A 24,211-nucleotide genomic window follows, 5' to 3' on the forward strand; every position below is an offset into this window, starting at 1 on the left:
CGCATGATATGTCATATATCGGGCCATGCCCCGTTCGTCTCGAGCTGCTAGCGGACTACCGCCCCAGAGCCAACGTGCGATTACACGGCTAGGTAAGGATATCGCCCTTGCTCGCCGCCGGAGAAAACTTCCCCAGCGTTTAATGGCCGAGCGCATGATCGTCTCGGTTCAAACGCTGCAACGCCTCGAAGCGGGAGATCCTACCGTGGGCCTCGCGGTTCTGGCGAGCGCCCTGCATGTCCTGGGGATGACACAGCGCCTTGCCGAGCTGGTAACCCCAGACAGTGACCGGGCTGGCATCAGCGAGGATTTGTCCCGCCTGCCCCAGAAGACCCACGCTGTCAGCGACGATGATCTGGATTTCTAGCAAGCCGTGACGACCATCCGCACCTATGTCTTCGTGCATCTTGAGGAGGGGCCTGTTCCGGCAGGCCTTCTCACGATGACCGACGAACCGCGCAACCAGTTTGCTACCTTCGCTTACGGGCGGCGTTATCTGGAACGCGCTGACCGTATTGCGGTCGATCCTGTAGCTCTGCCGTTGCACGAACCTGGAACTTCTCGAACATTCAGGACGGAAGAAGGCTTTGCCGTGTTCGGTGGCATTCGGGATGCTGCTCCTGACGGCTGGGGCCAATACCTAATGTACAAGGCGATGGGCGATCGCTTGCCGAGCGAAATCGATCTCATTCTGGCCTCGGGCGAACATCGCGTGGGTGCGCTCGCCTTTGGGCCGACGTCCGCCCAGCCTGAGAGAATTACACCATGGGGGGACGGCCCTGCTCCGGGCGAAGAGTTCACGCTCGCAGAGTTAGCAGAAGCCGCCGAACGAGCGCAGCATGTCGACGAACTCGACGAGAACTTGAGGGCGTTGCTAGCCGCCGGGTCATCTCTGGGCGGCGCCCGGCCGAAGGCTGCTACAAAAATCGGCGACAAACCCTGGATCGCGAAATTTCAGAAGCGGGGAGACAGCTTCCCCGAATGCCGGGTCGAACTGGCGACAATGCGGCTTGCCAGCGAATGTGGTCTCGATGTGCCGCCACTCGACTTCCGCTGTGTCCTTGATCGTGACATCTATCTGATCGAGCGGTTCGATCGGATTCCTCACGGCAACTGGCTGGAACGCAGGCCCTTTGCTTCGGGGCTCACAATGCTCGGGGCGCATGAGAGCGAGGTCAGCAGCTTCAGCTATGCCGATCTCGCAGGAGCGATCCGGCAATTCGGAACCGAAGTACGCCAGGATCTGCACGAATTATTTCGTCGCATGCTGTTCAATATCCTCGTCACCAATGATGATGATCACCTACGTAATCATGGCTTCCTGTTCGATGGTGAGGGATGGCGGCTTTCGCCGCTTTACGATGTAGTGCCGAAGCCTCAGCTGGGACTGGAGCGCCGGCTCGTCCTCGGCGTCGGGCCGGAAGGCCGCGCTGCAACGATCGAGAACGCTCTCGCCGGTGCCGCGGTCTTCGACCTCAGCCATGATGACGCGAACGCAATCGCCGAAGACATGAGCAGAATCGTAGCGACACGGTGGGAACACCTATTCACAAAAGCAGGGATAAGCGCGGCTGATCGCAAGCGTTTCGCCACCTGCTTCCGGTTGGCAGCACCTGTGTCATGATCGCAAACGCAGAAATCCGTTCATGGGGGCGCGTGCTTGCCTAATTTGGCATGGTGATTACCCGGTGATTGCTAGCCGAGAAAATGGGGATCAAAAAATGCCGATTTGTGATTGTATATCAGTCTATTATGATAGTATGACCACTAAGGTCTGGTACTTCCGGTTCCGGCGCCGATAGCGCGCGGCTGGCATCGCGGGGGCCGCGTGTGGTAATCGACGCGCGCCATTGCAGCACGGAGAGTCGAAGCCATGCGAAATTCCGCGACGTTTCTCGCCCCGCTTGCCCCCGCGATCCTCGCACTTGCCGCCGTTCCCGCCGCGGCGCAGGACGGCGCACCGCCGGCCGCCGCGCCCGCGCAGCCCGTGTCGGTCGAGATCGAGGAGTGGACCGTTCCCTGGCCCGACACCCGCCCGCGCGACCCCTTCGCCGTCTCGGCCGAGGAAGTCTGGTTCGTCGGCCAGCGCGGCGACTACGTGGCCAGGCTGGCCCCCGCCACCGGCGCGTTCGAACGGATCGACCTGGAGGACGGGGCCGGGCCGCACAACCTGATCGTCGGCGAGGATGGAACGATCTGGTACGCCGGCAACCGCGCGGCCCATATCGGGCGCATCGATCCCGCCACCGGCGAGATCGAGAAGATCGCCATGCCGCAGGAGGCCGCGCGCGATCCGCATACCCTGGTGTTCGACGAGTCCGGCGACATCTGGTTCACCGTCCAGGGCGGCAACTTCATCGGCCGGCTCGCGACCGCGACGCGCGCGGTGGACCTGGTCGAAGTGCCCACGCCGCGCGCGCGGCCGTACGGGATCGACGTCGCTGCCGACGGCACCGTGTGGTCGGTCCTGCTCGGCACGAACAAGCTGGCTTCGGTCGATCCGGAAACGCTCCGCCTGACCGAGTACGAGCTGCCCCGGGCCGAGGCGCGCCCGCGGCGCATGGGGATCACCAGCGACGGGCGCATCTGGTACGTCGACTATGCCCAGGGCATGGTCGGCACCTTCGACCCGGCCGACGGGTCGTTCAGCGAATGGGCCGCGCCCGCCGGCAGCGAATCGCGCCCCTATGGCATGGCGGTGGACGGCGACGACCGGATCTGGTTCGTCGAGACCGGGGTGGAGCCGAACCGGCTGGTCGGCTTCGACCCGGCGAGCGAGACGTTCGTCGCGTCGGCCGATATCCCCTCGGGCGGCGGGACGGTGCGCCACATGCACTACCACGCGCCGACCGACACGATCTGGTTCGGGGCCGACACCAATACCGTCGGCCGGATCGCGCTTGACTAGGCCGGCCCTGCCGGCCGCCCTGCTGGCGACGGCACCGATCTTTGCGCTCGCGCTGCTGCCGGCAGCGGTCGTCGCCACGCCCGACCTGGCCGCTCCGGCGCCCCCCGGGCACCCGGTGGAAAGCTGTGCGGAATGCCATTTCGACGGCCCGCCGCTCGTCGATTCGCCGGCGATCTCGCTGGTCGATCCGGCCGGGCACTATGCCGCGGGCGAGACCCACGTGCTGACGGTGCACCTCGCGCTCGCGGAGGGGGAGACGGGCGGATTCCTCGCCGCGCTCTGGCGCGAGGACGGCGCCGCCGGCACGCTGGCGGCAGGCGACGGCACGGCCGCCCGGGACGCGGCGGTGATTTCCGCCCCGCCGGTGCGGGCCGCCACGGCCGATGGCCTGCGCTGGTCTTTCGCCTGGACCAGCCCGGAAGCGCCGGGCACGGTCCACCTGCAGCTCGCGGCCAATGCGGGCAATGGGGACCAGTCGCCGCTGGGCGACACGCTGCACGCGCAAACGATCCCGCTCGCCGTGCGCTGACGCCGCGATCGGGGCCGCTTTCCCTGTCACCCCTCGGCGATCAGTTCTTCGCCGAGCCACTGGGCAAAGGCGTCCACCCTTGCAGGCCGCGTGCGTCCGGCCGCGAAACCGAGATAGACCGGCATCGGCACGGCCGCGCGCGGCAATATCTCGCACAGCCTGCCCGCGGTCAGATCCTCGGCCACCATCAGCCGGGTCGTCATCCACAGGCCATGCCCGCATGCCGCGGCCGAAAGGGCCACCGAATCGGAATCGACCGTGATGTTCTGTTCGGGGCGAACGGCCACCTTGGCGCCGCCATCCTGGAAGCTCCATCGCAGCCGCGGCTGCCCCTGGCTGCAGACAACCGCCGGTGCGGCCATCAGGTCCTGGGGCGCAATAGCGTCCGCCCAGCGAAGGGCCAGGTCTGGCCCGCAGACCAGGGCGCTGCGCGTCATGCCCACCTTGCGCACGATCACGTCGGGCTGGGTCGGCCGGCCGATGAATATCGCGACATCGGCCCCCTGCGATACCAGGTCCATTCCCTCGCTCAGCGTCGACAGGGACAAAGATACCAGCGGATTGCCGGTCAGGAAGCCTTTCAGCTTCGGAACGAGGAACGCGGGGCCGAACAGTTCCGGCGCGAAAACGCGTATCGCACCGCCGCTGCCGACCGCTTCGTCGCGGGCGGCCTGGCTGGCCGTGGCCACCGCTTCGAACACTTCGAGGCATCCTTCGTAGAACCGCCGCCCGGCGTCGGTTGGCCTGGTGGCACGGGTCGAACGCAGCACCAGGCGCACGCCCAGGTGATCCTCGAGACGCGCCACCGCCTTCGATATCGCCGGTTGTCCGACGCCCAGCTTGCGCGCCGCGGCCGAGAACGAGCCCTGCTCTATCACCGCGACATACTGTCGCATCAAGGATACATTGATCCCATCATTCCCCATGGGAATATCTCTTATGACTTGGGCCCGGCTGCCGCAAGGCTTTCGGCCCCAGTAGTTACTGCTTCACCGACATTCATTCCTGAGAGGAAATTTCGATGACCGCACACGCTACATCTATCGACAGCGAGATCTCGACCCAGCCCTCGCACCTGTTGCCTTTGCTCGACCGCCTGACCGGAAAGGCCATGTTCTTTTCGCTGGCCCTTGTCTTTCTCTGGTTCGGCGGAATGAAATTCACCGCCTACGAGGCCGAAGCGATCCAGGGGCTGATCGAGAACAGCCCGTTCGTCTTCTTCCTGCTCGACCTGTTCGGTGCCAACGGCGCGGCCAGGCTGATCGGCATCGTCGAACTGACGATCGCGGGGCTGCTTGCAACCCGGTACCTGGCCCCCAGGCTCGCAGCTGTGGGCGCGCTCGGCGCCAGCGCCACCTTCGTGCTCACCTCGAGCTTCTTCTTCAGCACGCCGGGGGTGTTCCTGCCCGAGGTCGGCTCGCTGGCGATTTCCGTCGTACCGGGACAGTTTCTCCTGAAGGACATCGTCCTGCTTGCCGTTTCGCTCTGGGCCTTCAAGGATGCGCTCGCCGCGATCCGCGGCTGACACGGGCTGGCTGGCGGCACCCCAAGCGGGTGCCGCCAGCCGCACCCTTCGCGAAACGGACGGACCCGGAATGAACTTCACCCAAAGGATAGAACGCAGGCGAGCGAGATATTTCGCGGACATGAGTGCCGAGGAGATCGACCACGTCACTGCCGCCGACAAGATCATGGAAGACCTTTTCGACCACGACCGGGCCATCCAGGCGGGCGACGAAGCGCCGGATTTCGATCTTCCGGTCGCCGGTGGAGGCCGCACAAGCCTCCGCAGCGTCTGTGGCAACGGACCGGTCGTGATAAGCTTCTATCGCGGGCACTGGTGCCCGTTCTGTTCGCTGGAGATCGCGGCGCTTGCCCAAGTGCACGGCGAACTGGAGCGCCAGGGCGGAACCCTGTTGGCAATCTCGCCCCAACCGGAAGATTCGGCCCTGAAGGCGCGGCGCGAATACGGCATCGACTTTCCGCTGCTGGTCGACCGCGAGGCCCGGGTCTGCGAAGCATACGGCCTCGTGTGCGAACTGCCCGAGGGCGTCCGGCAGATGTCGTTGGATGCAGGGTTCGAGCCGATTGCCCGAACGGGGCTGTCGCAATGGGCGATCCCGGTGCCGGCCACCTATGTGGTCGGCCAGGACCGGGAGGTCCGATACAGCTTTCTCGACACCAACTATCGCAATCGCCTGGACCCGGCTGAACTGGGAAAGATCCTTTCCCGGATGCGGAGCCCGGCGGAAACGGGAGAACCGATATGACGTACCGAAAGACCGCGGAGGCCGTCGCCGCCCTGACGCCGGAACAGTTCCGCGTGACCCAGCAGAACGGCACCGAGCGCCCCGGGACAGGAGAGCACCTGGCGAATACCGAACCCGGAATCTACGTCGACATCGTCAGCGGCGAACCGCTCTTCGCCTCGTCGGACAAGTATGATTCCGGCTGCGGCTGGCCGAGCTTCACGAAGCCGATCGTCAAGGAACATGTCAACGAACTGCGCGACGACAGTCACGGCATGATCCGCACCGAGGTCCGCTCCGCCCACGGGGACAGCCATCTCGGACATGTCTTCCCCGACGGACCGACCGATCGGGGCGGCCTGCGCTACTGCATCAATTCGGCCGCCCTGCGCTTCATCCATCGCGACGACATGGAGGCCGAAGGATACGGCGCATTCATCGATCAGACGAGCATCGGCTGAACCGGCAACGACCTCCGGGTGAGGGAGGGCGAAAGGAAACCTGAACATGGCCCGCAAGAACGTGGAAATTGCCATCATCGGCGCCGGTACGGCCGGCATGCGCGCATATCGCGAGGTGTCGGCGCATACCGATTCGGTTCTGCTGATCGAGGCGGCCGACTTCGGGACCACCTGCGCACGGGAAGGCTGCATGCCGTCCAAGCTATTGATCGCCGCTGCCGAAGCCGCGTGGCACGGCCGGCACAGCGACCTTTTCGGCGTGCGCTTCGGCGAACCGGATATCGACGGTCGTGCCGTGATGAAACGAGTACGGGAGGAGCGCGACCGCTTCGTCGGTTTCGTCCTCCAGGCGGTCGACGACTGGCCGGACGAGCACAAGGCCTGCGCGCGCGCGCAGTTCCGGAGCGATCACGAACTCGAGCTGAGCGACGGAACGGTCGTGGAGGCCAAGCGCATCATCATCGCCACAGGCTCGCGCCCCAATATCCCCCCGGTCTTCGCCGGGCTCGGCGATCGCCTGATCACCAACGCCGACGTGTTCGACTGGCACGACCTGCCCAGATCGGTCGCGGTGTTCGGCGCCGGCGTGATCGGACTCGAGCTCGGCCAGGCACTGCACCGCCTGGGCGTACGCACCGAACTGTTCGGCCGCGACGGGGCTGTCGGGCCGATTTCCGACCCCGAGGTCGCTGCCCAGGCGCGGCATATCTTCGCCGCCGAGTTCCCCTTTCACGCCGATGCCAGGGTGGAACGCGTGGAACGTTCGGGCGACGGGGTGAAGGTGACGCACATCGTCCAGGGGCAGGAAGTCGCCACCACGTTCGACTATTGCCTCGTCGCCACCGGTCGCCGGCCGAATGTCGACAACCTCGGGCTCGAGAACACCAGCCTCGAACTCAACGAACGCGGCATTCCTCTCTACGACCCCCTCAGCGGTCGATGCGGCGATTCCCATATCTTCATCGCCGGGGATTCCGTGCCCGAACTGCCGCTTCTCCACGAAGCCGCCGACGAGGGCTTCGTCGCCGGATACAACGCAACCCGCTTTCCCGAAGTTCGCAGGTTCGCGCGCAGTACGCCGCTGGGCGTGGTGTTTTCCGACCCCCAGATCATGATCGTGGGCGAAAGTCACCGCGATCTCGTCGCGCGCGGGGCGGAGTTCGAAACGGGCTCGGTGGACTGGCAAGACCAGGGCAGGGCCCGTGTCATGGGCGTGAACAAGGGCATCCTGCACGTCTATGCCGAACGGAACACGGGCAGGTTCCTCGGGGCCGAGATGGTCGGCCCCCGGGCCGAACACTTCGCCCACCTGCTCGCCTGGGCGCGCCAGTCCGAGCTGACGATCGCGCAGATGCTGGAGCGGCCCTTCTACCACCCGGTGCTGGAAGAAGGCCTGCGAACGGCACTACGCGTGCTCAATTACAACCTCGGCATGGGCGCCAAGCCACCGCCCCGCTGCCTCGACTGCGGTCCGGGGGGCTGAGCCCCCCGCGGCGCAGCCCCTGCCATGGACCGTCGACACGCCATCCGCGGGCGGGGGCCGCGGCCACCTTCGGCGGTCCTTTGGGCTGCATAGCGAGACGGGGATGAAACCTCCCCCGCCAACAAGGAGAGAGTTCGGATGAACGAGAGAATGCCCGAGTTCGAGAACCGTCGGTTCGATCCCGACCTGACCCCCTTCCACGGCCTCGCCAAGCAGATGGCCGGCGCATTCGGATACACGGCCGATCTCGCGATCGACCGCGAACTGGCGCAGTTGCTCCGACTCCGTGTCGCGCAAGTCAACACCTGCTCCTATTGTCTGATCCTGCATTCGAAGGCCGCGCGTGAACACGGCATCGAAGACGCCCGGATCGACAACCTGACAAGCTGGTGGGAAAGCGATCTCTACTCGCCCGCCGAGCAAGCGGCGCTGGCCTATTGCGAAGCGCTGACCGACGGTCGCCCGCGCGATTTCGACGTTGCGCACCGCCGGGCGCGCGAGATTTTCACCGACCGCGAGATCGCGGAGATCGCGGCGGTCACCATCAACATGAACGTGTGGACCCGGCTCAAGCTGGCGCAAGGCGCCACACCGGTCTTCGTGGACTGACATCGTGACGGAAGGCCCGCTTCTCCCCCTGATGGCCGGCGCGCTCGGCTTCTGCCTCGCCCGCGCCAACAGTTGCACGGTCGCGGCCGTCGGACGCCTGGTCCATGAACGGCGATGGGACTGGTTGCTGGGTCTTGCCTCGGCCGCCGCCTCGGGAGGGCTGGCCCTGTTCGTCCTGGCCTCCCTTCCAGGAGAAGCATTCGCCCTGCCCGAACGGCGCGCGCTCGGCCTCGCCCCCGTCGCGGGCGGAATCCTGCTCGGCCTTGGCGCGACGATCAATCGCGCCTGCATGCTGGGCAGCATTTCGCGCCTGTCCGAGGGCGATGGCACTTACCTGCTGACGCTGGCCGGGCTGGCGCTGTCGCTCGTCGTCGCGCCGCAGCTGTACATCCTGCCCCAGGCAACGGAAGGCCAAGCCTCGGCCGACGTGCTGGCGGAGCCGGCGACACCCGTTTTCGGCCTTGCCTTCCTGCTCGTGCTCGGCTGGGCCGCGATGCGCGTCAGGATCGGGCGCAACGCCACCCTGCGCTACCTCTTCGCCGTCGGTCTCATCGGCGCGGCCCTCTTTTCCGGCAACCCGCAGTGGAGTTACCTCGCGGCACTGCAGCGCGGGACGCAGGGCACGTTCCTCCAGTCGCAAACGGCCGCCGACCTGGCGGCCATCGCCATCTTCGCCGGCGCGGCGCTGAGTTCATGGATAGCCGGCCGATTTTCGGCTCGGCGACCGACCATCTACCGCGCTGCCGGCGGCCTCGCCGGAGGCCTCCTGATGGGCCTGGGCGCGCAGACCGTGCCGGGGGGGAACGATGCCCTCCTGCTGTGGACGATACCGGGTGCGGCGCTCTACGGCCTCGTCGCCTATGCAGTCATGATAGCGACCATCCTGGTCTGCCTCTGGCTGTACAAGACGGCGGTCGGCCGGGCGAACAGGCAGGCGACGGGCGCAAGCTAGCCCACGACGCCCGCGGCGGCGAGGACGGCCAGGGTCAGCACGTCCGGCGCGATCGCGGTCATGGGTGCGATCTGGACCGGCTTTTCCATCCCGATCAGCATCGGCCCGATCGTCGCGTCGCCGGCGATTTCGCGCAGGAGCTTGGCCGACAGGTTCGCCGACTGCAGGCCGGGCATGATCAGCACGTTGGCCGGGCCGGAAAGGCGGCTGAAGGGGTACAGCTCCATCACCTTGGGGTTGAGCGCGGCGTCGGGCGCCATCTCGCCCTCGTATTCGAAGCCCGGCTTTTCCGCGTCGAGGATGGCGACCGCCTCGCGGATATTGCCCAGCCACTGGCCCGGCGGGTTGCCGAAGGTGGAATAGGACAGGAAGGCGACGCGCGGCTCGTGGCCCATGCGCCGCGCCACGGCGGCCGTCTCGCGCGCGATATGCGCCAGTTCCTCGGCCGTGGGCCGCTCGTTGATCGTCGTGTCGGCGAGGAAGGTCGTGTGGTTCTTGCCGATCATCATGTGGATGCCGAAAGGCACCTGGCCCGGCTTGGGATCGAGCACGAGGTTCACCTCGCGCGCGGTCTGCGAGAACGTCCGCGTCAGGCCGGAAATCATCGCGTCGCCATGGCCCAGCGCGACCAGCAGGGCGGCGAAGACGTTGCGTTCCTGGTTGACCAGGCGGCGCACGTCGCGTTCCGTCCGGCCCTTGCGCTGCAGCCGCTGGTAGAGGAAATCGACCATCTGCGGGACGAATTCCGAATCCGCCGAGTTCTGGATTTCCCACTCGTCGGGATCGTCCACCGCCAGTTCGACCAGCCGCTCGCGCACCTTTTCCGTCCGGCCGACGAGGATCGGCGTCCCGTAGCCGAAATCGCGGAACTGGATCGCCGCGCGCAGGACCACGTCTTCCTCCGCCTCGGCGAAGACCACCCGTTTCGGGTTGCTGCGCGCCATCTCGTACGTGTTGGTCAGCGCCGCGGTGGTCGGGTTGAGCCGCGCCTTGAGCGAGAGGCGATAGGCATCCATGTCCTCGATCGGCGCCAGCGCTACGCCGCTGTCCATCGCCGCCTGGGCGACCGCGGAAGAGACGACTTCCATCAGGCGCGGATCGAACGGGGCGGGGATGATGTAATCGGTGCCGAAAGCGTGGCTCTTGCCGTAGGCGGCGGCCACTTCGTCGGGCACCCGTTCGCGCGCCAGCTCGGCGATCGCGCGCGCGGCGGCGATCTTCATCTCCTCGTTGATCGCGGTCGCCTGCACGTCCAGCGCGCCGCGGAAGATGAAGGGGAAACCGAGCACGTTGTTGACCTGGTTGGGAAAATCGCTGCGTCCGGTGGCGATGATCGCATCGGGGCGTACGGCCTTGGCCTCGTCGGGCATGATCTCGGGCACCGGGTTCGCCATTGCGAAGATGATCGGCTGCTTCGCCATCCGGTCGACCCATTCGGGCTTGAGCGCGCCGGCGGCCGACAGGCCGAGGAAGATGTCCGCCCCCTCCAGCGCCTCTTCAAGGCTGCGCGCATCGGTGTCGATCGCGTGCGCGCTCTTCCACTGGTCCATCGAATCGGTCCGGCCGCGGTAGATCGGCCCCGACCGGTCGCACACGGTGACCTGGTCGTGCGGCACGCCCATCGCCTTGATCAGGGCGGTGCAGGCCAGCGCCGATGCGCCCGCGCCGTTCACCACCATCCGGACGTCCTTCAGCTCGCGCCCGGTCAGGTAACAGGCGTTGATCAGCCCGGCGGCGGCGATGATCGCGGTGCCGTGCTGGTCGTCGTGCATGACCGGTATGTTCATCCGCTCGCGCAGGGCCTGCTCGATGATGAAGCATTCGGGCGCCTTGATGTCTTCGAGGTTGATGCCGCCGAAGCTCGGCTCCATCAGCGCGACCGCCTCGATGAACTTTTCCGGGTCCTCGGTCGCCAGCTCGATATCGATCGAATCGACGTCGGCGAAGCGCTTGAACAGGACCGCCTTGCCTTCCATCACCGGCTTCGACGCCAGCGCGCCGAGATTGCCGAGGCCGAGGATCGCGGTGCCGTTGGAAATCACCGCCACGAGGTTGGAGCGCGCGGTATAGCGCGCGGCATTGGCCGGGTCCTGCGCGATCGCCTCCACCGGCGCGGCGACCCCGGGGGAATAGGCCAGGCTGAGATCGCGCTGCGTGGCCATCGGCTTGGAGGCGACGATTTCGATCTTACCGGGACGGATCGTCTCGTGATAGAACAGTGCCTCGCGCGCGGTGAAGCTCGCCTGTTTTTCCTCGGCCAAGGTGTCGTCTCCTGATCTTCGGCTCAGTTGGGGGCCGCGGCGCCCTAAACCACACTCGGCGCGCGAGCGGTAGGGGAAAGCGCAAGGGCCGCCCTTTCCGAATCGCCGATCGCGCGGCTAGGCCCGGGGCATGGCGGGCAAGTCCACCCCGATGATGGAGCAATATCACGCGCTCAAGCGCGAGGCCGGCGATTGCCTGCTGTTCTATCGCATGGGCGACTTCTTCGAACTGTTTTTCGACGATGCCCGGACCGCGGCCGGAGTGCTCGACATCGCGCTGACCACCCGCGGCGAACACGGGGGGGAGCCGGTGCCGATGTGCGGCGTGCCGGTCCATTCCGCCGAAAGCTACCTCGCCCGCCTGATCCGCGCCGGGTGCCGGGTCGCCATCGCCGAGCAGGTTGAAACGCCCGAGGAGGCCAAGGCCCGCGCGCGGCGCGAAGGCTCGCCGGTGTCGAAGGCACTGGTAAGGCGCGACATCGTGCGCTTCGTCACCGCCGGCACCCTGACCGAAGAGGCGCTGCTGGAACCGCGGCGCGCCAACTTGCTGGTCGCGATCTGCGACGTGCGCGGCAAGGCGGGGATTGCCGCGATCGACATTTCCACCGGGCGCATGGTGCTGGAAGACTGCGATCCGGCCCGGCTGGGCGCGGCGATCGCGCGCCTGGCGCCGAGCGAGGTGGTAATCCCCGAGGACTGGCCCGCCGACTGGGGCGAGCGCCCGGCCGGCGCGATCGAGCGGGCGCGCAGCGACTTCGCTAGCGACGGCGGCGAACGCCGGCTGAAGGACATCCACGGGGTCGCCACGCTCGACGGGTTCGGCGCGTTCTCGCGCGCGATGCTGGCCGCCGCCGGGGGACTGATCGCCTATCTCGACCATGCCGGGCGCGGCCGGCTGCCGCTCCTCCTGCCGCCCGTCGTGCGGGCGGGCGAGGCGGCCCTGGCAATGGACGAGGCGACCCGCGCCAGCCTCGAGATCGTCCGTTCGCAGCAGGGCGGGCGCGAGGGGAGCCTGCTGGCCGCGATCGACCGCTGCGCCACCGGCGCCGGCGCGCGGCAACTGGCGGAAGACCTGTCCGCCCCCCTGACCGACGCGGCCGGGATCGAGGCGCGGCTGGCGCTGGTCGGCTGGTTCCATGCCGACCCGGTCCTGCGCGCCGAACTGCGCGAAGTCCTGCGGGCCCTGCCCGATATCGGCCGTGCGCTGGGGCGGATCGTCGCCGGGCGCGGCTCCCCCCGCGACCTGGGCCAGGTGCGCGACGGGCTGGCCGAGGCGCGGCGCATTCGCGACCACCTGCAGGCCCGCCCCGACCGCCCCGCCCTGCTCGACGCGCTCCTGCCGCACCTCGGCGGGCACGGCGCGCTGGTGGACCTGCTCCAGCGCGCGCTCGTGCCTGCGCCGCCGACCGAGCGGCAGAACGGCGGGTTCATCGCCGAAGGCTACGACGCGGGGCTCGACGAACTGCGGCAGACCTCGGGCAATGCGCGCCGCGCGATCGCGGCGATGGAAAGCCGTTACCGCGAGGAAACCGGGATCGCGGCGCTGAAGATCCGGCACAACGGGGTGCTCGGCTATTTCATCGAGGTCCCGAGCAAGCACGCCGACGCGCTGATGGCGCCCGACAGCGGCTTTACCCACCGCCAGACGATGGCGGGGGCGGTCCGCTTCAACTCGCTCGGCCTGCACGAGGAGGCCGCCCGCATCGCCGAGGCCGGCGGCCACGCGCTGGCCGCGGAGGAGGCCCATTTCGAGGAGCTGACCGGTGCCGTGGCCGAGCGGCGCGAGACGATTGCCGAGACCGCGGCGGCGCTGGCGCGGCTCGACGTCGCGGCCGGAAACGCCGAGCGCGCGGCCGAAGGCGACTGGTGCCGGCCCGCGATCGTGGAGGACCGCTGCCTCGAGATCGCCGGCGGGCGGCACCCGGTGGTCGAAGCCGCGCTGGCGCGCACGGGCGAACGCTTCGTCGCCAACGACTGCCGGCTGGGCGACGACGACCGGCTCTGGCTGATCGGCGGGCCCAACATGGGCGGCAAGTCCACTTTCCTGCGGCAGAACGCGCTGATCGTCCTGCTCGCCCAGGCCGGCTGCTTCGTGCCTGCCGCGAGCGCGCGGATCGGCCTCGTCGATCGCCTCTTCAGCCGGGTCGGGGCTTCCGACAACCTCGCCCGCGGGCGGTCCACCTTCATGGTCGAAATGGTCGAGACCGCGGCGATCCTGGCCCAGGCGAGCGAACGCAGCTTCGTCATCCTCGACGAAGTGGGCCGCGGCACTTCGACCTACGACGGGCTGGCCCTGGCCTGGGCTGTGGTCGAGGCGGTCCACGAGACGCTGCGCTGCCGCTGCCTGTTCGCCACCCATTACCACGAGCTGTCGCGCCTGGCCGAGACTTGCGAGGCGCTGAGCCTCCACCACGTCCGCGCGCGCGAGTGGAAGGGCGAACTGGTCCTGCTGCACGAACTGGCCCGGGGGCCGGCGGACCGCAGCTACGGCCTCGCCGTCGCACGGCTGGCCGGGGTGCCCGAAGCGGTCGTCGCCCGCGCGCGGGCCGTGCTGGAACGGCTGGAGAAAGGGCGCGCGGAAACGGGCGGCCTGGCCGCCGGGCTGGGCGACCTGCCGCTGTTCGCGGCGGCCACCGCGGTGGAGGAGGAACGGGTCGACAGCCTGCGCGAAACGCTCGCCGCGCTCGATGTCGATGCCCTCTCCCCGCGCGAGGCGCTCGACACGCTCTATCGCCTCAAGCAGGAAGCCGGGTCCACCAAGCCTTAAGCATTCGCAGCTAGGCTGGCGCGCGTCATGGACGCCAATCCCTTCACCAACAAGTGGGCGGCGATCGCCCTTGCCCTGCTGGTCGTGGTCGGCGCCGGCGCGCTCGTCGGGGACGAGGACGGCGGGGGCGTGCTCGACCGGCTGGCGCAGCAGGCCGGGCAGCCCGCCGCAGGGGGCGAGCCGTTGCCGCCGCCGGCATCCGAAAGCGATCGGCCCATGCGGGTGCTGGCCCCGCCCCGCGCGCCGATGCCCCCCGATCCCGGCCCGGGCTTCGACGAGGATCCGCTGCAGGACCTGGCAGAAGAGGCCGAGCCTTTCCCCGACGAGGTGCTGATCGACGATGCCGAGGGCTTCGGCTCGGCACCGATGATCGTCCACGACCGGGAACCGGGCAGCGAGGCGGTGATTGAAGCTGAGGGAGAAGCAGCTATCGTCGTGCCCGATGCCGGAGAAGCAGGACTCTAACGATCTCGCGAAAGAGCGGACGCAATACGCCGAAGATCGCAACATCATGGCGATGGAGCGGACCTTCGCCGGGTGGATCCGCACGGCCTTCGCCGCGATCGGGATCGGGCTTGCCTTCCGCGTCCTGTTCGGTGCCTTCGAGCCGCCCTGGCTGGCCAAGGCGATCGCGACGCTTTTCATCGCCGCCGGCGCCCTGCTCGCCTTTTCGGCCCAGCGGCGCGCGTGCCACACGCTCTCGCGGCTCGATTCGCACGAGTTCGAACGTGCCTCCAGCCCCAATTTCCGGCTGCTCGCCTATGCCGTCATGGCCGGCGCCGCGATCCTGATCGCGGGCCTGTGGGTCCTCAACGACGGGGACCTGGCGAAGACGGCCGGCTAGCCCGGCCCCCGTTCACCCGGCCAGTTCAGGTGCCGTCGCCCCGCAGCCCGTCGGGCTTGCGGGGCTTGCCGTACTTGTCGACGTTGTCGTCGTGGTTGGTCTCGCCGCGATAGGCGTCCATGTCGATCCGGCCCGAGCTTTCCATGTCGCGCATGCGATCGACCACGTCCTGGGTCGAATCGTTCATCAGCCCGCTGGAATTGTCGCTCTTCTCGCTCTCGGTCGGGCTCACGCCGGCCGGCTCGCGCGCTTCCCTGGCGATCTCCTGGGCCTGGGCGCGGTGATCGTCCTGCTCGTCGTTGTGCATCTCGGGCGCGAGGTCGGCCTGGCGCTCTTCCTGGCTCTTCACCGGCTTGTCGGTCATGCGAATTCTCCTTTGCATGGCCAACGGACGGGGGGCGCAGGGCGTTCCGCGCCTCAGCGGGTCGGCACCGGCTCCTCGCCCGAATAGTCGTAGAACCCGCGGCCCGCCTTGCGGCCCAACCAGCCGGCCTCGACGTATTTCACCAGCAGGGGCGCCGGGCGATACCGCGGGTCGCCGGTCGTGCCATGGAGGACCCTGATGATTTCCAGGCAGGTATCCAGCCCGACGAAATCGGCCAGCTGCAAGGGCCCCATCGGGTGGTTCAGGCCCAGGCGGCAGCCCTTGTCGATATCGGCCACGTCCGCCGTGCCCTGGCCGAGGACGAAGATCGCCTCGTTGATCATCGGCAGGAGGATGCGGTTGACGACGAAGCCGGGTTCGTCCTGGCTCAGCACGACTTCCTTGCCCAGGCTCTCGGCAAAGGCGCGCATCCGCGCGGTCGTTTCCTCCGAGGTGGCGAGCCCGGGGATGACCTCGATCAGGCCCATGACCGGCACCGGGTTGAAGAAGTGCAGCCCGATGAAGCGCGCCGGGTCGGGCGCCCAGTTGGCCATGCGCGTGATCGGGATCGAGCTGGTGTTGCTGGCCAGGATCGCGTCCTTGCCCAGGACATTGCCCGCCGCCTCGAAGATCGAGCGCTTGATGTCCTCGCGCTCGGTCGCGGCCTCGATGATCAGGTCGGCATCGGCCATCGCGTCGTAGCCGGCGACCGGGGTGATCCGCGCCAGCGCCGCCTCGGCATCGGCGATCTCGATCTTGCCCTTGCCCACCAGCTTGCCCAGCGCGCGGTCGATCCCCGCCCGGGCCTTCTCCGCCAGGCTCAGCTCGACATCGGCCAGGAGAACCTCGATCCCGTGGCCGGCCACGGTCTGCGTGATTCCGGAGCCCATCTGGCCCGCGCCGACGATCGCCACCTTTCGCATGTGCACATGTCCTTCGCAGTTGCAGCAGGGGCGTCTGGTAACGCCTGCGGACGGGCCTGGCTAGGGCGGCGCGGCAGGGCGCGCGGCGCCGGTCAGCGATTGGCGCCCGGCACCCATTTGACGTCCGCCGCGCCATTGTCGTTCAGCACGCGGGCGAGGACGAAGAGATGGTCCGACAGGCGGTTGACGTAGGCGAGGGCCGCGGGGTTGACCGGCTCGTCCGCCGCGAGGGCCGCCACGGCCCGCTCCGCCTCGCGCACGGCGGCGCGGGCCACGTGCACGCGTGTCGCGGCCTCGCTGCCGCCGGGCAGGACGAAGCTCTTCAGCGGCTCCAGCGTCTCGTTGTGTCGATCGATCTCGCGCTCCAGCCATTCGACCTGGGCCGGGACGACGCGCAGGACCATCTCGGAGGGCTCGAAATCCTCGCCCGGCGTGGCAAGATCGGCGCCGAGATCGAACAGGTCGTTCTGGATCCGGTGGATCGCCCCGGCATGGGGGCCGCCGGCAAGCGCCGCGGCGGCGAGGCCGAGCGCGCTGTTGGCGGCGTCCACCCGCCCGATCGCGGCGATGCGCGGCGAATGCTTGGCCGTGCGCGAACCGTCGACCAGCCCGGTCGTGCCGTCGTCGCCGGTGCGGGTATAGATCCGGTTGAGCCTGACCATCGGCGCGCGCCCGCGCGTCAGTTGGCGATCGCGAGCAGGATCGCCACGACGACGACCGCCAGGGCCTGGTACTTGATGCGGGCGAACATCATCTTGTTCTGCATCAGCTGCATCTCGCTCGCGCCCTCGGCATCGTCGCGCTCCAGGTCCATCTTGGTGCTCTTGAGGAAGGCGACGATCCCGCGCACCAGCGAATAGACCACCAGGGCGACGAGGATGACGAGGACGATGGCGAGAAAAGTGGTCATGTCCCGCGATGTAGGCGCTGGCCGAGCGAAATGCCAGCCGGGAAGCGATGCCCGCGCAGCGCCGCGGCCAGGGCCGCGCCGTCTTCCCCCGCGTGCCGCCGGTCAGCCAGCGAGGGCGAATTGCGCCGCTTGGCCAGCTTCGTGCCGGTGGCATCGTCGATCAGCAGCGGGTGATGGTGCCAGCGCGGCACCGGCAGGCCCAGCAGGGCCTGGAGCAGGCGGTGCACGTGGGTCGCGGCGAACAGGTCGCGCCCGCGCGTGACCAGCGATACCCCGTCGGCCGCGTCGTCGAGCGTCGCCGCGAGGTGATAGCTCGCCGGCTCGTTCTTGCGCACCAGCACGACATCGCCCAGCCGCGCCGGGTCGGCCCGCTGCGGGCCGGCCAGCGCATCGACCCATTCGAGCGGCCCGGTGCGGGCGAGCGCGGCGGCGACGTCGAGCCGCCAGGCGACCGGCACGCCCGGGGCCGGCGCGCCGCGCCCCCGGCAGGTGCCCGGATAGACCGGCCCTTCCGGCCCCGTTTCGCGCGCGCTCGCTGCGATCTGCGCCCGGGTGCAGGTGCAGGGATAGAGCAGCCCCTCGGCGCGCAGGCGGTCGGCGGCGGCGGCATAGTCGGCCAGCCGGGCGGACTGGGGCGCGACCTCGGCCCATTCGAGGCCCAGCCAGGCGAGGTCGGCACGGAACTCCTCCGCCAGTTCGGGGCGGCTGCGCGCCCCGTCGATATCCTCGATCCGCAGAAGGAAGCGCCCGCCCGCCTCCCGCGCGAGATCGTGCGCGACCAGCGCGGCAAAGGCGTGCCCCAGGTGCAGCGAACCGTTCGGGCTGGGGGCGAAGCGGGTGGTGACCAGGGCCGTACCTTTCGTGACTCGAAAGCCGCGACTCGCGCAAAAAGCTTGTGGATTCGGCCCATGTAACAGGCTTGACGCTTTTTGCCGCAAATGCTCCCTTCACGACATAAGGGAGGACACGCGCACGTGTCATGACCAATGTTCAGGGCTGAACTGATCGAGCGCGCGGCGCGGTTCAGAAGCGCCGATGAAGACCCGACACGCAACTTGTCGGCATGTCCATCGCTTGTCCTGAACGCCGACTATACCCCGCTGTCCTATTACCCGTTGAGCCTGTGGCCGTGGCAGACCGCGATCAAGGCGATCTTCCTCGACCGGGTGGACGTGGTCGCGACGTACGAGCGCGAGGTCCATTCCCCCTCGCTCGACATGAAGATCCCCAGCGTGATCGCGCTGCGGCAATACGTGAAGCAGTCGGAGTTCCCGGCCTTCACCCGCTTCAACGTCTTCCTGCGCGATCGCTTCGCCTGCCAGTATTGCGGCAGCCCCGACCACCTGACCTTCGACCACGTCGTTCCCCGCCGCCAGGGGGGCAGGACGACGTGGGAGAACATCATCACCGCCTGCGCGCCGTGCAACATGAAAAAGGGCGGGCGCACCCCGCGCGAAGCGCACATGCCGGCGGTCAACCCGATCCGCCCGACCAGCTGGCAACTGCAGGAACGCGGCAAAGCCTTCCCGCCCAACTACCTCCACGAGACCTGGCGCGACTGGCTCTACTGGGACATCGAGCTGGAGGAGTGATGCAGGATGCGGCTCTTGCCACGCTCTTTCCCCTTCAGGGGAGAGATACGCAGGCCTGGTGCGGAGCGCCTAGCCCGAGTTGAGAGGGGGGATTACGCGGCTCCCCCTCTCCCAACCCTCTCCCCTGAAGGGGAGAGGGCTCTTTCCAGCAGTCACGTCACCGCCGCCCTCTCGCGGAACTCCTCGCGCTGCCATTCGCCGGTTTCGAGCACTTCGGCCAGGTGCCGCGCGGCGCGGGCCGCGTCTTCGAAGGAGACGTAAGCCGGGGCGAAACCGAAGCGCAGGATGTCGGGATCGCGGAAATCGCCGATCACGCCGCGGGCGATCAGCGCCTGGCAGATCGCGTAGGCTTGCCGGTGGCGGAACGAGAGCTGGCTGCCGCGCTGCATGGGATCGGCCGGGCTGGCGAGTTCGAGCGCGACGCCGAGGCCGTCGAGGCAGTCGCGGAAGAATTCCGACAGCGCGCGCGACTTGGCGGCGAGGCGGTCGATCCCGATTTCGGCCACCAGGTCCACCCCCACCTCGAGCGCGGCGAGGGCGAGGACCGGCGGCGTGCCGCACAGCAGGCGGCCGACGCCGGGGGCCGGCGCGTAGTCGTCGGAGAAGGCGAAGGGCGCGGCATGGCCCATCCAGCCGGTCAGCGGCTGTTCCAGCGCGGCGTGATGGCGCTGCGCGACATAGGCGAATGCCGGCGCGCCGGGGCCGCCGTTCAGGTACTTGTAGCCGCAGCCGACCGCGAAATCGGCCCCGCTCGCATCGAGCCCGACCGGGATCGCGCCCGCGCTGTGCGACAGGTCCCACAGGACGAGCGCCCCGGCGTCGTGCGCGGCGCGGGTCAGCGCGGCCATGTCGAACACTTCGCCGGTCTTGTAATGCACGTGGGTCAGCAGCAGCAGCGCGACGTCGCCGTCCAGCGCATCGGCCAGCCGGTCGCGCGGGGCGAGGCGGCGTTCGGCGAGGCCCTGCGCCTCCAGCCCGGCGATCATGTAGAGATCGGTCGGGAAATTGCCCGGTTCGGAGAGGACCACCTTGCGCCCCGGCCGCATGGCCAGCGCGGCGGCGATCAGCTTGAACAGGTTGACGCTGGTGCTGTCGGCGGCGACCACGGTGTCCGGCGCCGCGCCCACCAGCCGCGCGATCCTGCCGCCCACGCGCCGGGGCAGGCCGATCCAGTCGGCCCCGCCGTTTTCGCCCGGGTTCCAGCTGCGGATCAGCCCTTCGCCCCATTCGCCGCGCACGACGCCCGCCATGCGCTCCGCGGTCGCTTTCGGCAGCGCGCCGAGCGAATTGCCGTCGAGGTAGATCACCCCGTCGGGCAGGGCGAAGCGGTCGCGGTATTCGCGCAGCGGATCGGCCCGGTCGCGTTCCCGCGCCGCGTCCATCATCGCACCGGCGGGCATCAGATCGCCGTCCTGACGCTGAGCAGCTCGGGGAAGAAGGCCTGTTTCAGCACCCCTTCGAGATAGGGCACGCCCGGCGTGCCGCCGGTGCCCTTCTTGAAGCCAATGATCCGTTCCACCGTCTTCAGGTGGCCGAAGCGCCAGCGCTGGAAATGATACTCGAGATCGACCAGCTTCTCGGCCAGCTCGTAGAGATCCCAGTGCGCCGCCGGATCGCGGTAGATTTCGGCCCAGGCCGCCTCGACCTCGGCCGAATGTTCCCACGGCAGGCGATGGTCGCGTTCCAGCACCGCGTCCGGGATCGCGAGGCCACGCCGGGCGAGCAGGCGCATCGTTTCGGCATAGATGCTCGGCCGGTCCAGCTCGGCCCGCAGCGCCGCGGCCACATCGGGCGTCGCCTCGTGCATCGTCACCATGTCGGGATTGCGCCCGCCGAGCAGGAATTCCATCAGCCGGTACTGCGCCGACTGGAACCCGCTGGAATTGCCCAGGTGCGGGCGCACCGTCGAATAGTCGTGCGGCGTCATCGTGGAGAGCACGTCCCACGACTGGATCAGCTGCCCCTGCGCGCGGGCGACCCGGGCCAGCATCTTGAACGCCGGGCGCAGGCGATCCTCGCGGATGAAGCCGCGCGCGGCCTCCAGCTCGTGCAGGCACAGCTTGAGCCACAGCTCGCTGGCCTGGTGGACGATGATGAACAGCATCTCGTCGTGCGCGCCGGAGACCGGGTGCTGCGCCGCCAGAACGCGGTCGAGATCGAGATAGGATGAATAGGTTACGTCGCGGGCCATGGCGAAGGGACTAGCGCCAAGCGGTGACGATTGAAACTATGCCCCCGATCCTAGCCTTCGATCGTGCGGGTTTCGGGGTGGTGCTTGTCGAGGTGCTTGCGCACGATCTTGAGGTTGCGCGTGTTGGAGCGGAACGCGAGGTCGAAGGCATCGCCTGCCAGCGGCACCGCGCCCAGCGCCGTGTCGAACGCGATATTGCCCGCCATGCGCCACAGCTTCCACTTCGGCAGGCCGAGGTTGCGCGCTTCCCACACGATATAGCCGCCCATCGCGGCGGTGATCAGGTCGCCGACCACGGGCACGAGGCCGACGATCGCGTCGAGCCCCACCGCGTAGTTGATGCCCGGGATGCGGAAACTGCGTTCGAGCAGGAATTCCATCGTCTCGATCCGGCGGCGGATCGATTGCGGGTCGGTTCCGGTGGGCAGTTCGACGCCCATCGGGCGCGGCTGCTGCTGCCGGTTCTGGGTCATGGCGTTCTCCTCGCACCCCTAGATGGGGCGCATGGCCAGCGGCAGCAAGGGATGGATGTTCCAGCGGTTTTCGCGGAACCCCTCAACCCCGCCGCGCACCAGTGACCAGCGGATCGGCGCGCCGATCGGGATATAGACATTGCTCGCCGCCAGCTCGGCCTCCGCCTCGGCATAGAGGGCGGAGCGGACCATCGGGTTCTGGGCAGAGAGCGCCTCTTCCACCCGCGCGTCGGCCTCGGGCGAGCAGAGCCCGCCGCGCAAGTCGCAGGCGAACTGGTTGAGGAACCATCGCGCGCCGCCATAGCGCGCGACCCGGTCGACCAGGACGAGATCGGCCTCGCGCGGGTCGTCGGCGCGTTCGAGCGCAACGCCGATCGCGGCGAAATCCTCGGCCAGGCCGGAAAAGAGCAGGTCGGAACCCGGCCCCTGCGGCAGGGCCAGCGTGACGCGGGCCGTGCGCCCTTCCTCCGCGCCCAGCCAGCCGGCGATGCGCCGCGCGGCGAGGGTGCGGCGCGCCTCGGGCGAAAGGTCGCTCCAGCGTTCGTCGATCGTGCCGATGTCGTCGGGCAGGCCCGGCGCGACGATCCGCGTCGTCGGCACCCAGCCGCCGATATTGAACGGTTGCAGCAATTGCGGCCGGTCGATCGCCATGGCCAACGCCTCGCGCCGGGCGGCATCGCCCAGCAGCCCCTCGCCCGAGCGGACGCGCAGCCCGAACAGGCCGAGCGCGGCGTCGAGCCGCACCGTCCCGCGCGAGAGCGCGCCGACATCGGCCAGCGGCAGGTTGGCGAGCGTGCCGTTGAGCACGAGATCGGCCTCCCCCGCGTCGAATGCGTCGACCGCCGCGCGGGCCGGCAGGGCGCGCACGTGGACCTGGCGGATCCGCTCGTTCCATTCGGGCACTTCGGGCAGGCCGCGGGTTTCGGGCGGGCGCGGCTGCAGCAGCCAGCCGTCCTCGGTTTCGGTCGCGGCCATCGGCCCCGTCCCTTCGCCGCCCCGGCGCAGGCCCAGTTCGGGCTGGGCCAGGATCTGCAGCAGGTCGGGCAGCGGGCTGGTCAGGCGGATTTCGACCACGCGCCCGGTCATCGCCCGCACTTCGCTGACCTTGTCGAGGTCGCGGCCGAGCGAGGTCCCGCGCAGGCGGCGCAATATGCCGCGCAGCTCGTCGCGGACATGCTCGGCCTCGATCTGGGTGCCGTCGCTCCAGCGCGAATTGCGCAGGCGGAAGATGTAGCTGAGGCCGTCGTCGGTCACGACCCAGCGTTCGGCAACCGCGGGGACCACCCCGCCCGTGGCATCGAGCGCCACCAGCCCTTCGGCCGTCGCCGCGCGCAAGTGCTGGGCCGCCGGCGACAGGCGCAGGCCGGTCTGCTCGAACTCCTCCGGCTCCCCGATGAAGACGACGTTGACGAGATCGTCGCGCCCGCCGGAACAGCCGGCGAGGAGACACGCGACAGCGGCACAGGCCAGGGCGATCGGGCGGGACAGTGGCATCGCGATGCTGACTAGCAGGCTATCGCCGCGAGGTCAGCGGGCAAGCGCAGCCGCGCGGCGCGCGTTCGCCGGGTCAGAGCTTGCGCAGGCGCGAAGGGTCGATCGACATGCGATCGGGCAGGATCGAGGCCGGCCGAACGTAGCGCGGCGTGCCCTCGCCGCCGCCGCCCACCGGCGCGCGCACGGCCTTGGCGTCGATCGCCTCGGCAAAGGCAATGCCGAAGCGCTTGTCCTGGACCCAGGCGACCGATCCTTCGACCCAGCCGACGTTGCGCAGGTCCACCGCCAGGCGCGTGCCGCGCTCGACCTGGACTTCGCCTTCGGCCATCATGCCGCCCGCCGACAGGTTGCGCACCTTGACCCGGTGCTCCGCCGAATCGCCGGCGATGCGCACCGTGGCCAGGAGGAACAGGCTGTCCCTGGCAATGTGACGCGTATCGACGCCGGACATCGTTCGCCTTTCGTCCTTTCTTCGGCCACCGCCCCGGCCCCGGCGCGAAACGGAACCGCGCGGGCCGGGAAATACGAAGGGTCTTCTAGCGGGGGAGAGGCTAATGAAGCTTTAACCCCCTGCCCCGGACCTGGCCCCGAAACCTGGCCCCGAATACCGGCCCGGCGGGCGACCGGCGGCGCGCCTTCAGTCGTCGCGCGAGATCTTCTCGCGCCGCTCGTGCGCTTCCTGCGCCTCGACCGTCATCGTCGCGACCGGGCGGGCGATCAGCCGGCGCAGGCCGATCGGATCGCCGGTCACCTCGCAATAGCCGTATTCGCCCTCGTCCAGGCGGCGCAGGGCGGCATCGATCTTGGCGATCAGCTTGCGCTGCCGGTCGCGGGTGCGCAGCTCGATGCTCCAGTCGGTCTCGCTCGATGCGCGGTCGTTCAGGTCCGGCTCGCGGATCGGGCCGTCCTGCAGGGACTGCAGCGTCGCGGACGACGCGTTGAGGATCGATCGTTTCCATTCGAGCAGCAGCATGCGGAAGAAGTTCACCTGCCGCTCGTTCATGTAAGGCTCGTCGTCGCTCGGCTCGTAATCCGGCGCGATAGCTTGTCTGGCCTGTTCGAGAACTTCGATGTCGGTGGTCGTCGCCGACGCCATATGTGCCTCTCAACCCCTGCCGGCAGCCGCCGGCGTTACCTGTCCGGCCCGCCGGCGTGTCCGACGGTCCGGGCCCCGCAGGGCGCGCCTATAAGCGGGGGTCAG

At 68.6% G+C, this 24,211-nt stretch carries 27 protein-coding genes; 14 read left to right on the top strand and 13 right to left on the bottom strand.

Annotated features, from left to right (window positions below; genetic code table 11):
* Positions 1 to 142: 142 nt before the first annotated feature.
* The 4 genes from GRI72_RS07465 (at position 143) to GRI72_RS07480 (ending at position 3,437) form a co-directional block, all read left to right on the top strand.
* The gene (locus tag GRI72_RS07465; RefSeq protein ID WP_008601437.1) at positions 143 to 367 is read left to right on the top strand and encodes an XRE family transcriptional regulator; all 225 of its coding nucleotides are present in this window, start codon (positions 143 to 145) and stop codon (positions 365 to 367) included.
* A gap of 75 nt (positions 368 to 442) precedes the next feature.
* Positions 443 to 1,624: a type II toxin-antitoxin system HipA family toxin gene (locus GRI72_RS07470; RefSeq protein WP_202389009.1), complete on the top strand. Its 1,182-nt coding sequence runs from the start codon at positions 443 to 445 to the stop codon at positions 1,622 to 1,624.
* A 249-nt stretch (positions 1,625 to 1,873) separates the two neighbouring features.
* Entirely contained in the window at positions 1,874 to 2,908 is a 1,035-nt protein-coding gene (locus tag GRI72_RS07475) for a Vgb family protein (protein ID WP_160733294.1), read from the top strand.
* Positions 2,901 to 3,437: a choice-of-anchor V domain-containing protein gene (locus GRI72_RS07480; RefSeq protein WP_160733295.1), complete on the top strand. Its 537-nt coding sequence runs from the start codon at positions 2,901 to 2,903 to the stop codon at positions 3,435 to 3,437. Before GRI72_RS07475 ends, GRI72_RS07480 begins: the two co-directional genes overlap by 8 nt.
* Positions 3,438 to 3,463: 26 nt before the next feature.
* On the opposite strand, the gene GRI72_RS07485 is transcribed toward GRI72_RS07480, so the two are convergent.
* Positions 3,464 to 4,333, bottom strand: a complete 870-nt coding sequence (locus GRI72_RS07485; RefSeq protein ID WP_160733296.1) for a LysR family transcriptional regulator — start codon at positions 4,331 to 4,333, stop codon at positions 3,464 to 3,466.
* 125 nt (positions 4,334 to 4,458) lie between these two features.
* Between GRI72_RS07485 and GRI72_RS07490 the strand changes: the two genes are divergently transcribed.
* The 6 genes from GRI72_RS07490 to GRI72_RS07515 all read left to right on the top strand — a co-directional run bounded on the left by GRI72_RS07490 (position 4,459) and on the right by GRI72_RS07515 (position 9,191).
* Positions 4,459 to 4,962, top strand: a complete 504-nt coding sequence (locus tag GRI72_RS07490) for a YkgB family protein (RefSeq protein ID WP_160733297.1) — start codon at positions 4,459 to 4,461, stop codon at positions 4,960 to 4,962.
* Between the two features lie 121 nt (positions 4,963 to 5,083).
* The gene (locus tag GRI72_RS07495) at positions 5,084 to 5,707 is read left to right on the top strand and encodes a peroxiredoxin-like family protein (protein WP_160733298.1); all 624 of its coding nucleotides are present in this window, start codon (positions 5,084 to 5,086) and stop codon (positions 5,705 to 5,707) included.
* Positions 5,704 to 6,147: a peptide-methionine (R)-S-oxide reductase MsrB gene (gene msrB, locus GRI72_RS07500; protein WP_160733299.1), complete on the top strand. Its 444-nt coding sequence runs from the start codon at positions 5,704 to 5,706 to the stop codon at positions 6,145 to 6,147. The genes GRI72_RS07495 and msrB overlap by 4 nt, the downstream gene beginning before the upstream one ends.
* Positions 6,148 to 6,193: 46 nt before the next feature.
* Positions 6,194 to 7,630 carry a dihydrolipoyl dehydrogenase gene (locus GRI72_RS07505; protein ID WP_160733300.1) on the top strand — a complete coding sequence of 479 codons (1,437 nt, stop codon included), beginning with the start codon at positions 6,194 to 6,196 and terminating at the stop codon, positions 7,628 to 7,630.
* Between the two features lie 138 nt (positions 7,631 to 7,768).
* On the top strand, positions 7,769 to 8,239 hold the full coding sequence (locus tag GRI72_RS07510; RefSeq protein WP_160733301.1) for a carboxymuconolactone decarboxylase family protein: 471 nt from the start codon (positions 7,769 to 7,771) through the stop codon (positions 8,237 to 8,239).
* A gap of 31 nt (positions 8,240 to 8,270) precedes the next feature.
* Complete coding sequence (locus GRI72_RS07515) at positions 8,271 to 9,191, top strand: YeeE/YedE thiosulfate transporter family protein (RefSeq protein WP_160733302.1); 921 nt, start codon at positions 8,271 to 8,273, stop codon at positions 9,189 to 9,191.
* Here the strand turns inward: GRI72_RS07515 and GRI72_RS07520 are convergent.
* On the bottom strand, positions 9,188 to 11,452 hold the full coding sequence (locus tag GRI72_RS07520) for an NADP-dependent malic enzyme (protein WP_160733303.1): 2,265 nt from the start codon (positions 11,450 to 11,452) through the stop codon (positions 9,188 to 9,190). The genes GRI72_RS07515 and GRI72_RS07520 overlap by 4 nt on opposite strands.
* Before the next feature lie 130 nt (positions 11,453 to 11,582).
* On the opposite strand from GRI72_RS07520, the gene mutS reads away from it, so the two are divergent.
* From mutS to GRI72_RS07535, 3 genes are read left to right on the top strand one after another with little or no spacing between them, the layout of a single operon-like run.
* On the top strand, positions 11,583 to 14,219 hold the full coding sequence (mutS, locus tag GRI72_RS07525; RefSeq protein WP_160733304.1) for a DNA mismatch repair protein MutS: 2,637 nt from the start codon (positions 11,583 to 11,585) through the stop codon (positions 14,217 to 14,219).
* Between the two features lie 27 nt (positions 14,220 to 14,246).
* Positions 14,247 to 14,684 (top strand): hypothetical protein, encoded by a 438-nt coding sequence (locus GRI72_RS07530; protein ID WP_160733305.1) that lies wholly within the window; start codon positions 14,247 to 14,249, stop codon positions 14,682 to 14,684.
* Positions 14,662 to 15,063 (top strand): YidH family protein, encoded by a 402-nt coding sequence (locus GRI72_RS07535; protein ID WP_160733306.1) that lies wholly within the window; start codon positions 14,662 to 14,664, stop codon positions 15,061 to 15,063. Before GRI72_RS07530 ends, GRI72_RS07535 begins: the two co-directional genes overlap by 23 nt.
* A gap of 25 nt (positions 15,064 to 15,088) precedes the next feature.
* On the opposite strand, the gene GRI72_RS07540 is transcribed toward GRI72_RS07535, so the two are convergent.
* The 5 genes from GRI72_RS07540 to gluQRS all read right to left on the bottom strand — a co-directional run bounded on the left by GRI72_RS07540 (position 15,089) and on the right by gluQRS (position 18,108).
* The gene (locus GRI72_RS07540) at positions 15,089 to 15,427 is read right to left on the bottom strand and encodes a hypothetical protein (protein WP_160733307.1); all 339 of its coding nucleotides are present in this window, start codon (positions 15,425 to 15,427) and stop codon (positions 15,089 to 15,091) included.
* A 53-nt stretch (positions 15,428 to 15,480) separates the two neighbouring features.
* Positions 15,481 to 16,350, bottom strand: coding sequence for a 3-hydroxyacyl-CoA dehydrogenase NAD-binding domain-containing protein (locus tag GRI72_RS07545; RefSeq protein ID WP_160733308.1), 870 nt, complete (start codon positions 16,348 to 16,350; stop codon positions 15,481 to 15,483).
* Positions 16,351 to 16,442: 92 nt separating this feature from the next.
* Entirely contained in the window at positions 16,443 to 17,012 is a 570-nt protein-coding gene (locus tag GRI72_RS07550; RefSeq protein ID WP_160733309.1) for a cob(I)yrinic acid a,c-diamide adenosyltransferase, read from the bottom strand.
* A gap of 17 nt (positions 17,013 to 17,029) precedes the next feature.
* Entirely contained in the window at positions 17,030 to 17,260 is a 231-nt protein-coding gene (locus tag GRI72_RS07555) for an HIG1 domain-containing protein (protein WP_160733310.1), read from the bottom strand.
* Positions 17,257 to 18,108, bottom strand: coding sequence for a tRNA glutamyl-Q(34) synthetase GluQRS (gluQRS, locus tag GRI72_RS07560; RefSeq protein WP_160733649.1), 852 nt, complete (start codon positions 18,106 to 18,108; stop codon positions 17,257 to 17,259). The genes GRI72_RS07555 and gluQRS overlap by 4 nt, the downstream gene beginning before the upstream one ends.
* 138 nt (positions 18,109 to 18,246) lie before the next feature.
* Between gluQRS and GRI72_RS07565 the strand changes: the two genes are divergently transcribed.
* The gene (locus GRI72_RS07565) at positions 18,247 to 18,852 is read left to right on the top strand and encodes an HNH endonuclease (protein WP_160733311.1); all 606 of its coding nucleotides are present in this window, start codon (positions 18,247 to 18,249) and stop codon (positions 18,850 to 18,852) included.
* Positions 18,853 to 19,004: 152 nt separating this feature from the next.
* Here GRI72_RS07565 and kynU read toward each other — a convergent pair whose 3' ends face one another.
* The 6 genes from kynU to dksA all read right to left on the bottom strand — a co-directional run bounded on the left by kynU (position 19,005) and on the right by dksA (position 24,106).
* Entirely contained in the window at positions 19,005 to 20,237 is a 1,233-nt protein-coding gene (gene kynU / locus GRI72_RS07570; protein WP_160733650.1) for a kynureninase, read from the bottom strand.
* Between the two features lie 14 nt (positions 20,238 to 20,251).
* Positions 20,252 to 21,043 (bottom strand): tryptophan 2,3-dioxygenase, encoded by a 792-nt coding sequence (locus tag GRI72_RS07575; protein ID WP_160733312.1) that lies wholly within the window; start codon positions 21,041 to 21,043, stop codon positions 20,252 to 20,254.
* Positions 21,044 to 21,093: 50 nt separating this feature from the next.
* Entirely contained in the window at positions 21,094 to 21,516 is a 423-nt protein-coding gene (locus GRI72_RS07580; protein WP_160733313.1) for a DUF4112 domain-containing protein, read from the bottom strand.
* 18 nt (positions 21,517 to 21,534) lie between these two features.
* Positions 21,535 to 23,010, bottom strand: a complete 1,476-nt coding sequence (locus GRI72_RS07585; RefSeq protein ID WP_160733314.1) for an ABC transporter substrate-binding protein — start codon at positions 23,008 to 23,010, stop codon at positions 21,535 to 21,537.
* Between the two features lie 73 nt (positions 23,011 to 23,083).
* On the bottom strand, positions 23,084 to 23,461 hold the full coding sequence (locus GRI72_RS07590) for a PilZ domain-containing protein (protein WP_160733315.1): 378 nt from the start codon (positions 23,459 to 23,461) through the stop codon (positions 23,084 to 23,086).
* Positions 23,462 to 23,647: 186 nt separating this feature from the next.
* Positions 23,648 to 24,106 (bottom strand): RNA polymerase-binding protein DksA, encoded by a 459-nt coding sequence (gene dksA, locus GRI72_RS07595; protein ID WP_160733316.1) that lies wholly within the window; start codon positions 24,104 to 24,106, stop codon positions 23,648 to 23,650.
* Positions 24,107 to 24,211 lie beyond the last annotated feature (105 nt).

The sequence above is a fragment of the Pelagerythrobacter marinus genome (assembly GCF_009827515.1).
Lineage (GTDB): Bacteria > Pseudomonadota > Alphaproteobacteria > Sphingomonadales > Sphingomonadaceae > Pelagerythrobacter > Pelagerythrobacter marinus.

What these genes read in the sequence shown, in the direction of transcription:
- GRI72_RS07465 (WP_008601437.1), top strand. Translation starts at nt 143, where the DNA reads ATGGCCGAGCGCATGATCGTCTCGGTTCAAACGCTGCAACGCCTCGAA.
- GRI72_RS07470 (WP_202389009.1), top strand. Translation starts at nt 443, where the DNA reads ATGACCGACGAACCGCGCAACCAGTTTGCTACCTTCGCTTACGGGCGG.
- GRI72_RS07475 (WP_160733294.1), top strand. Translation starts at nt 1,874, where the DNA reads ATGCGAAATTCCGCGACGTTTCTCGCCCCGCTTGCCCCCGCGATCCTC.
- GRI72_RS07485 (WP_160733296.1), bottom strand. Translation starts at nt 4,333, where the DNA reads ATGCGACAGTATGTCGCGGTGATAGAGCAGGGCTCGTTCTCGGCCGCG.
- GRI72_RS07490 (WP_160733297.1), top strand. Translation starts at nt 4,459, where the DNA reads ATGACCGCACACGCTACATCTATCGACAGCGAGATCTCGACCCAGCCC.
- GRI72_RS07495 (WP_160733298.1), top strand. Translation starts at nt 5,084, where the DNA reads ATGAGTGCCGAGGAGATCGACCACGTCACTGCCGCCGACAAGATCATG.
- msrB (WP_160733299.1), top strand. Translation starts at nt 5,704, where the DNA reads ATGACGTACCGAAAGACCGCGGAGGCCGTCGCCGCCCTGACGCCGGAA.
- GRI72_RS07505 (WP_160733300.1), top strand. Translation starts at nt 6,194, where the DNA reads ATGGCCCGCAAGAACGTGGAAATTGCCATCATCGGCGCCGGTACGGCC.
- GRI72_RS07510 (WP_160733301.1), top strand. Translation starts at nt 7,769, where the DNA reads ATGAACGAGAGAATGCCCGAGTTCGAGAACCGTCGGTTCGATCCCGAC.
- GRI72_RS07515 (WP_160733302.1), top strand. Translation starts at nt 8,271, where the DNA reads ATGGCCGGCGCGCTCGGCTTCTGCCTCGCCCGCGCCAACAGTTGCACG.
- mutS (WP_160733304.1), top strand. Translation starts at nt 11,583, where the DNA reads ATGGCGGGCAAGTCCACCCCGATGATGGAGCAATATCACGCGCTCAAG.
- GRI72_RS07530 (WP_160733305.1), top strand. Translation starts at nt 14,247, where the DNA reads ATGGACGCCAATCCCTTCACCAACAAGTGGGCGGCGATCGCCCTTGCC.
- GRI72_RS07535 (WP_160733306.1), top strand. Translation starts at nt 14,662, where the DNA reads ATGCCGGAGAAGCAGGACTCTAACGATCTCGCGAAAGAGCGGACGCAA.
- GRI72_RS07540 (WP_160733307.1), bottom strand. Translation starts at nt 15,427, where the DNA reads ATGACCGACAAGCCGGTGAAGAGCCAGGAAGAGCGCCAGGCCGACCTC.
- GRI72_RS07545 (WP_160733308.1), bottom strand. Translation starts at nt 16,350, where the DNA reads ATGCGAAAGGTGGCGATCGTCGGCGCGGGCCAGATGGGCTCCGGAATC.
- GRI72_RS07550 (WP_160733309.1), bottom strand. Translation starts at nt 17,012, where the DNA reads ATGGTCAGGCTCAACCGGATCTATACCCGCACCGGCGACGACGGCACG.
- GRI72_RS07555 (WP_160733310.1), bottom strand. Translation starts at nt 17,260, where the DNA reads ATGACCACTTTTCTCGCCATCGTCCTCGTCATCCTCGTCGCCCTGGTG.
- GRI72_RS07565 (WP_160733311.1), top strand. Translation starts at nt 18,247, where the DNA reads ATGTTCAGGGCTGAACTGATCGAGCGCGCGGCGCGGTTCAGAAGCGCC.
- kynU (WP_160733650.1), bottom strand. Translation starts at nt 20,237, where the DNA reads ATGATGGACGCGGCGCGGGAACGCGACCGGGCCGATCCGCTGCGCGAA.
- GRI72_RS07575 (WP_160733312.1), bottom strand. Translation starts at nt 21,043, where the DNA reads ATGGCCCGCGACGTAACCTATTCATCCTATCTCGATCTCGACCGCGTT.
- GRI72_RS07580 (WP_160733313.1), bottom strand. Translation starts at nt 21,516, where the DNA reads ATGACCCAGAACCGGCAGCAGCAGCCGCGCCCGATGGGCGTCGAACTG.
- GRI72_RS07585 (WP_160733314.1), bottom strand. Translation starts at nt 23,010, where the DNA reads ATGCCACTGTCCCGCCCGATCGCCCTGGCCTGTGCCGCTGTCGCGTGT.
- GRI72_RS07590 (WP_160733315.1), bottom strand. Translation starts at nt 23,461, where the DNA reads ATGTCCGGCGTCGATACGCGTCACATTGCCAGGGACAGCCTGTTCCTC.
- dksA (WP_160733316.1), bottom strand. Translation starts at nt 24,106, where the DNA reads ATGGCGTCGGCGACGACCACCGACATCGAAGTTCTCGAACAGGCCAGA.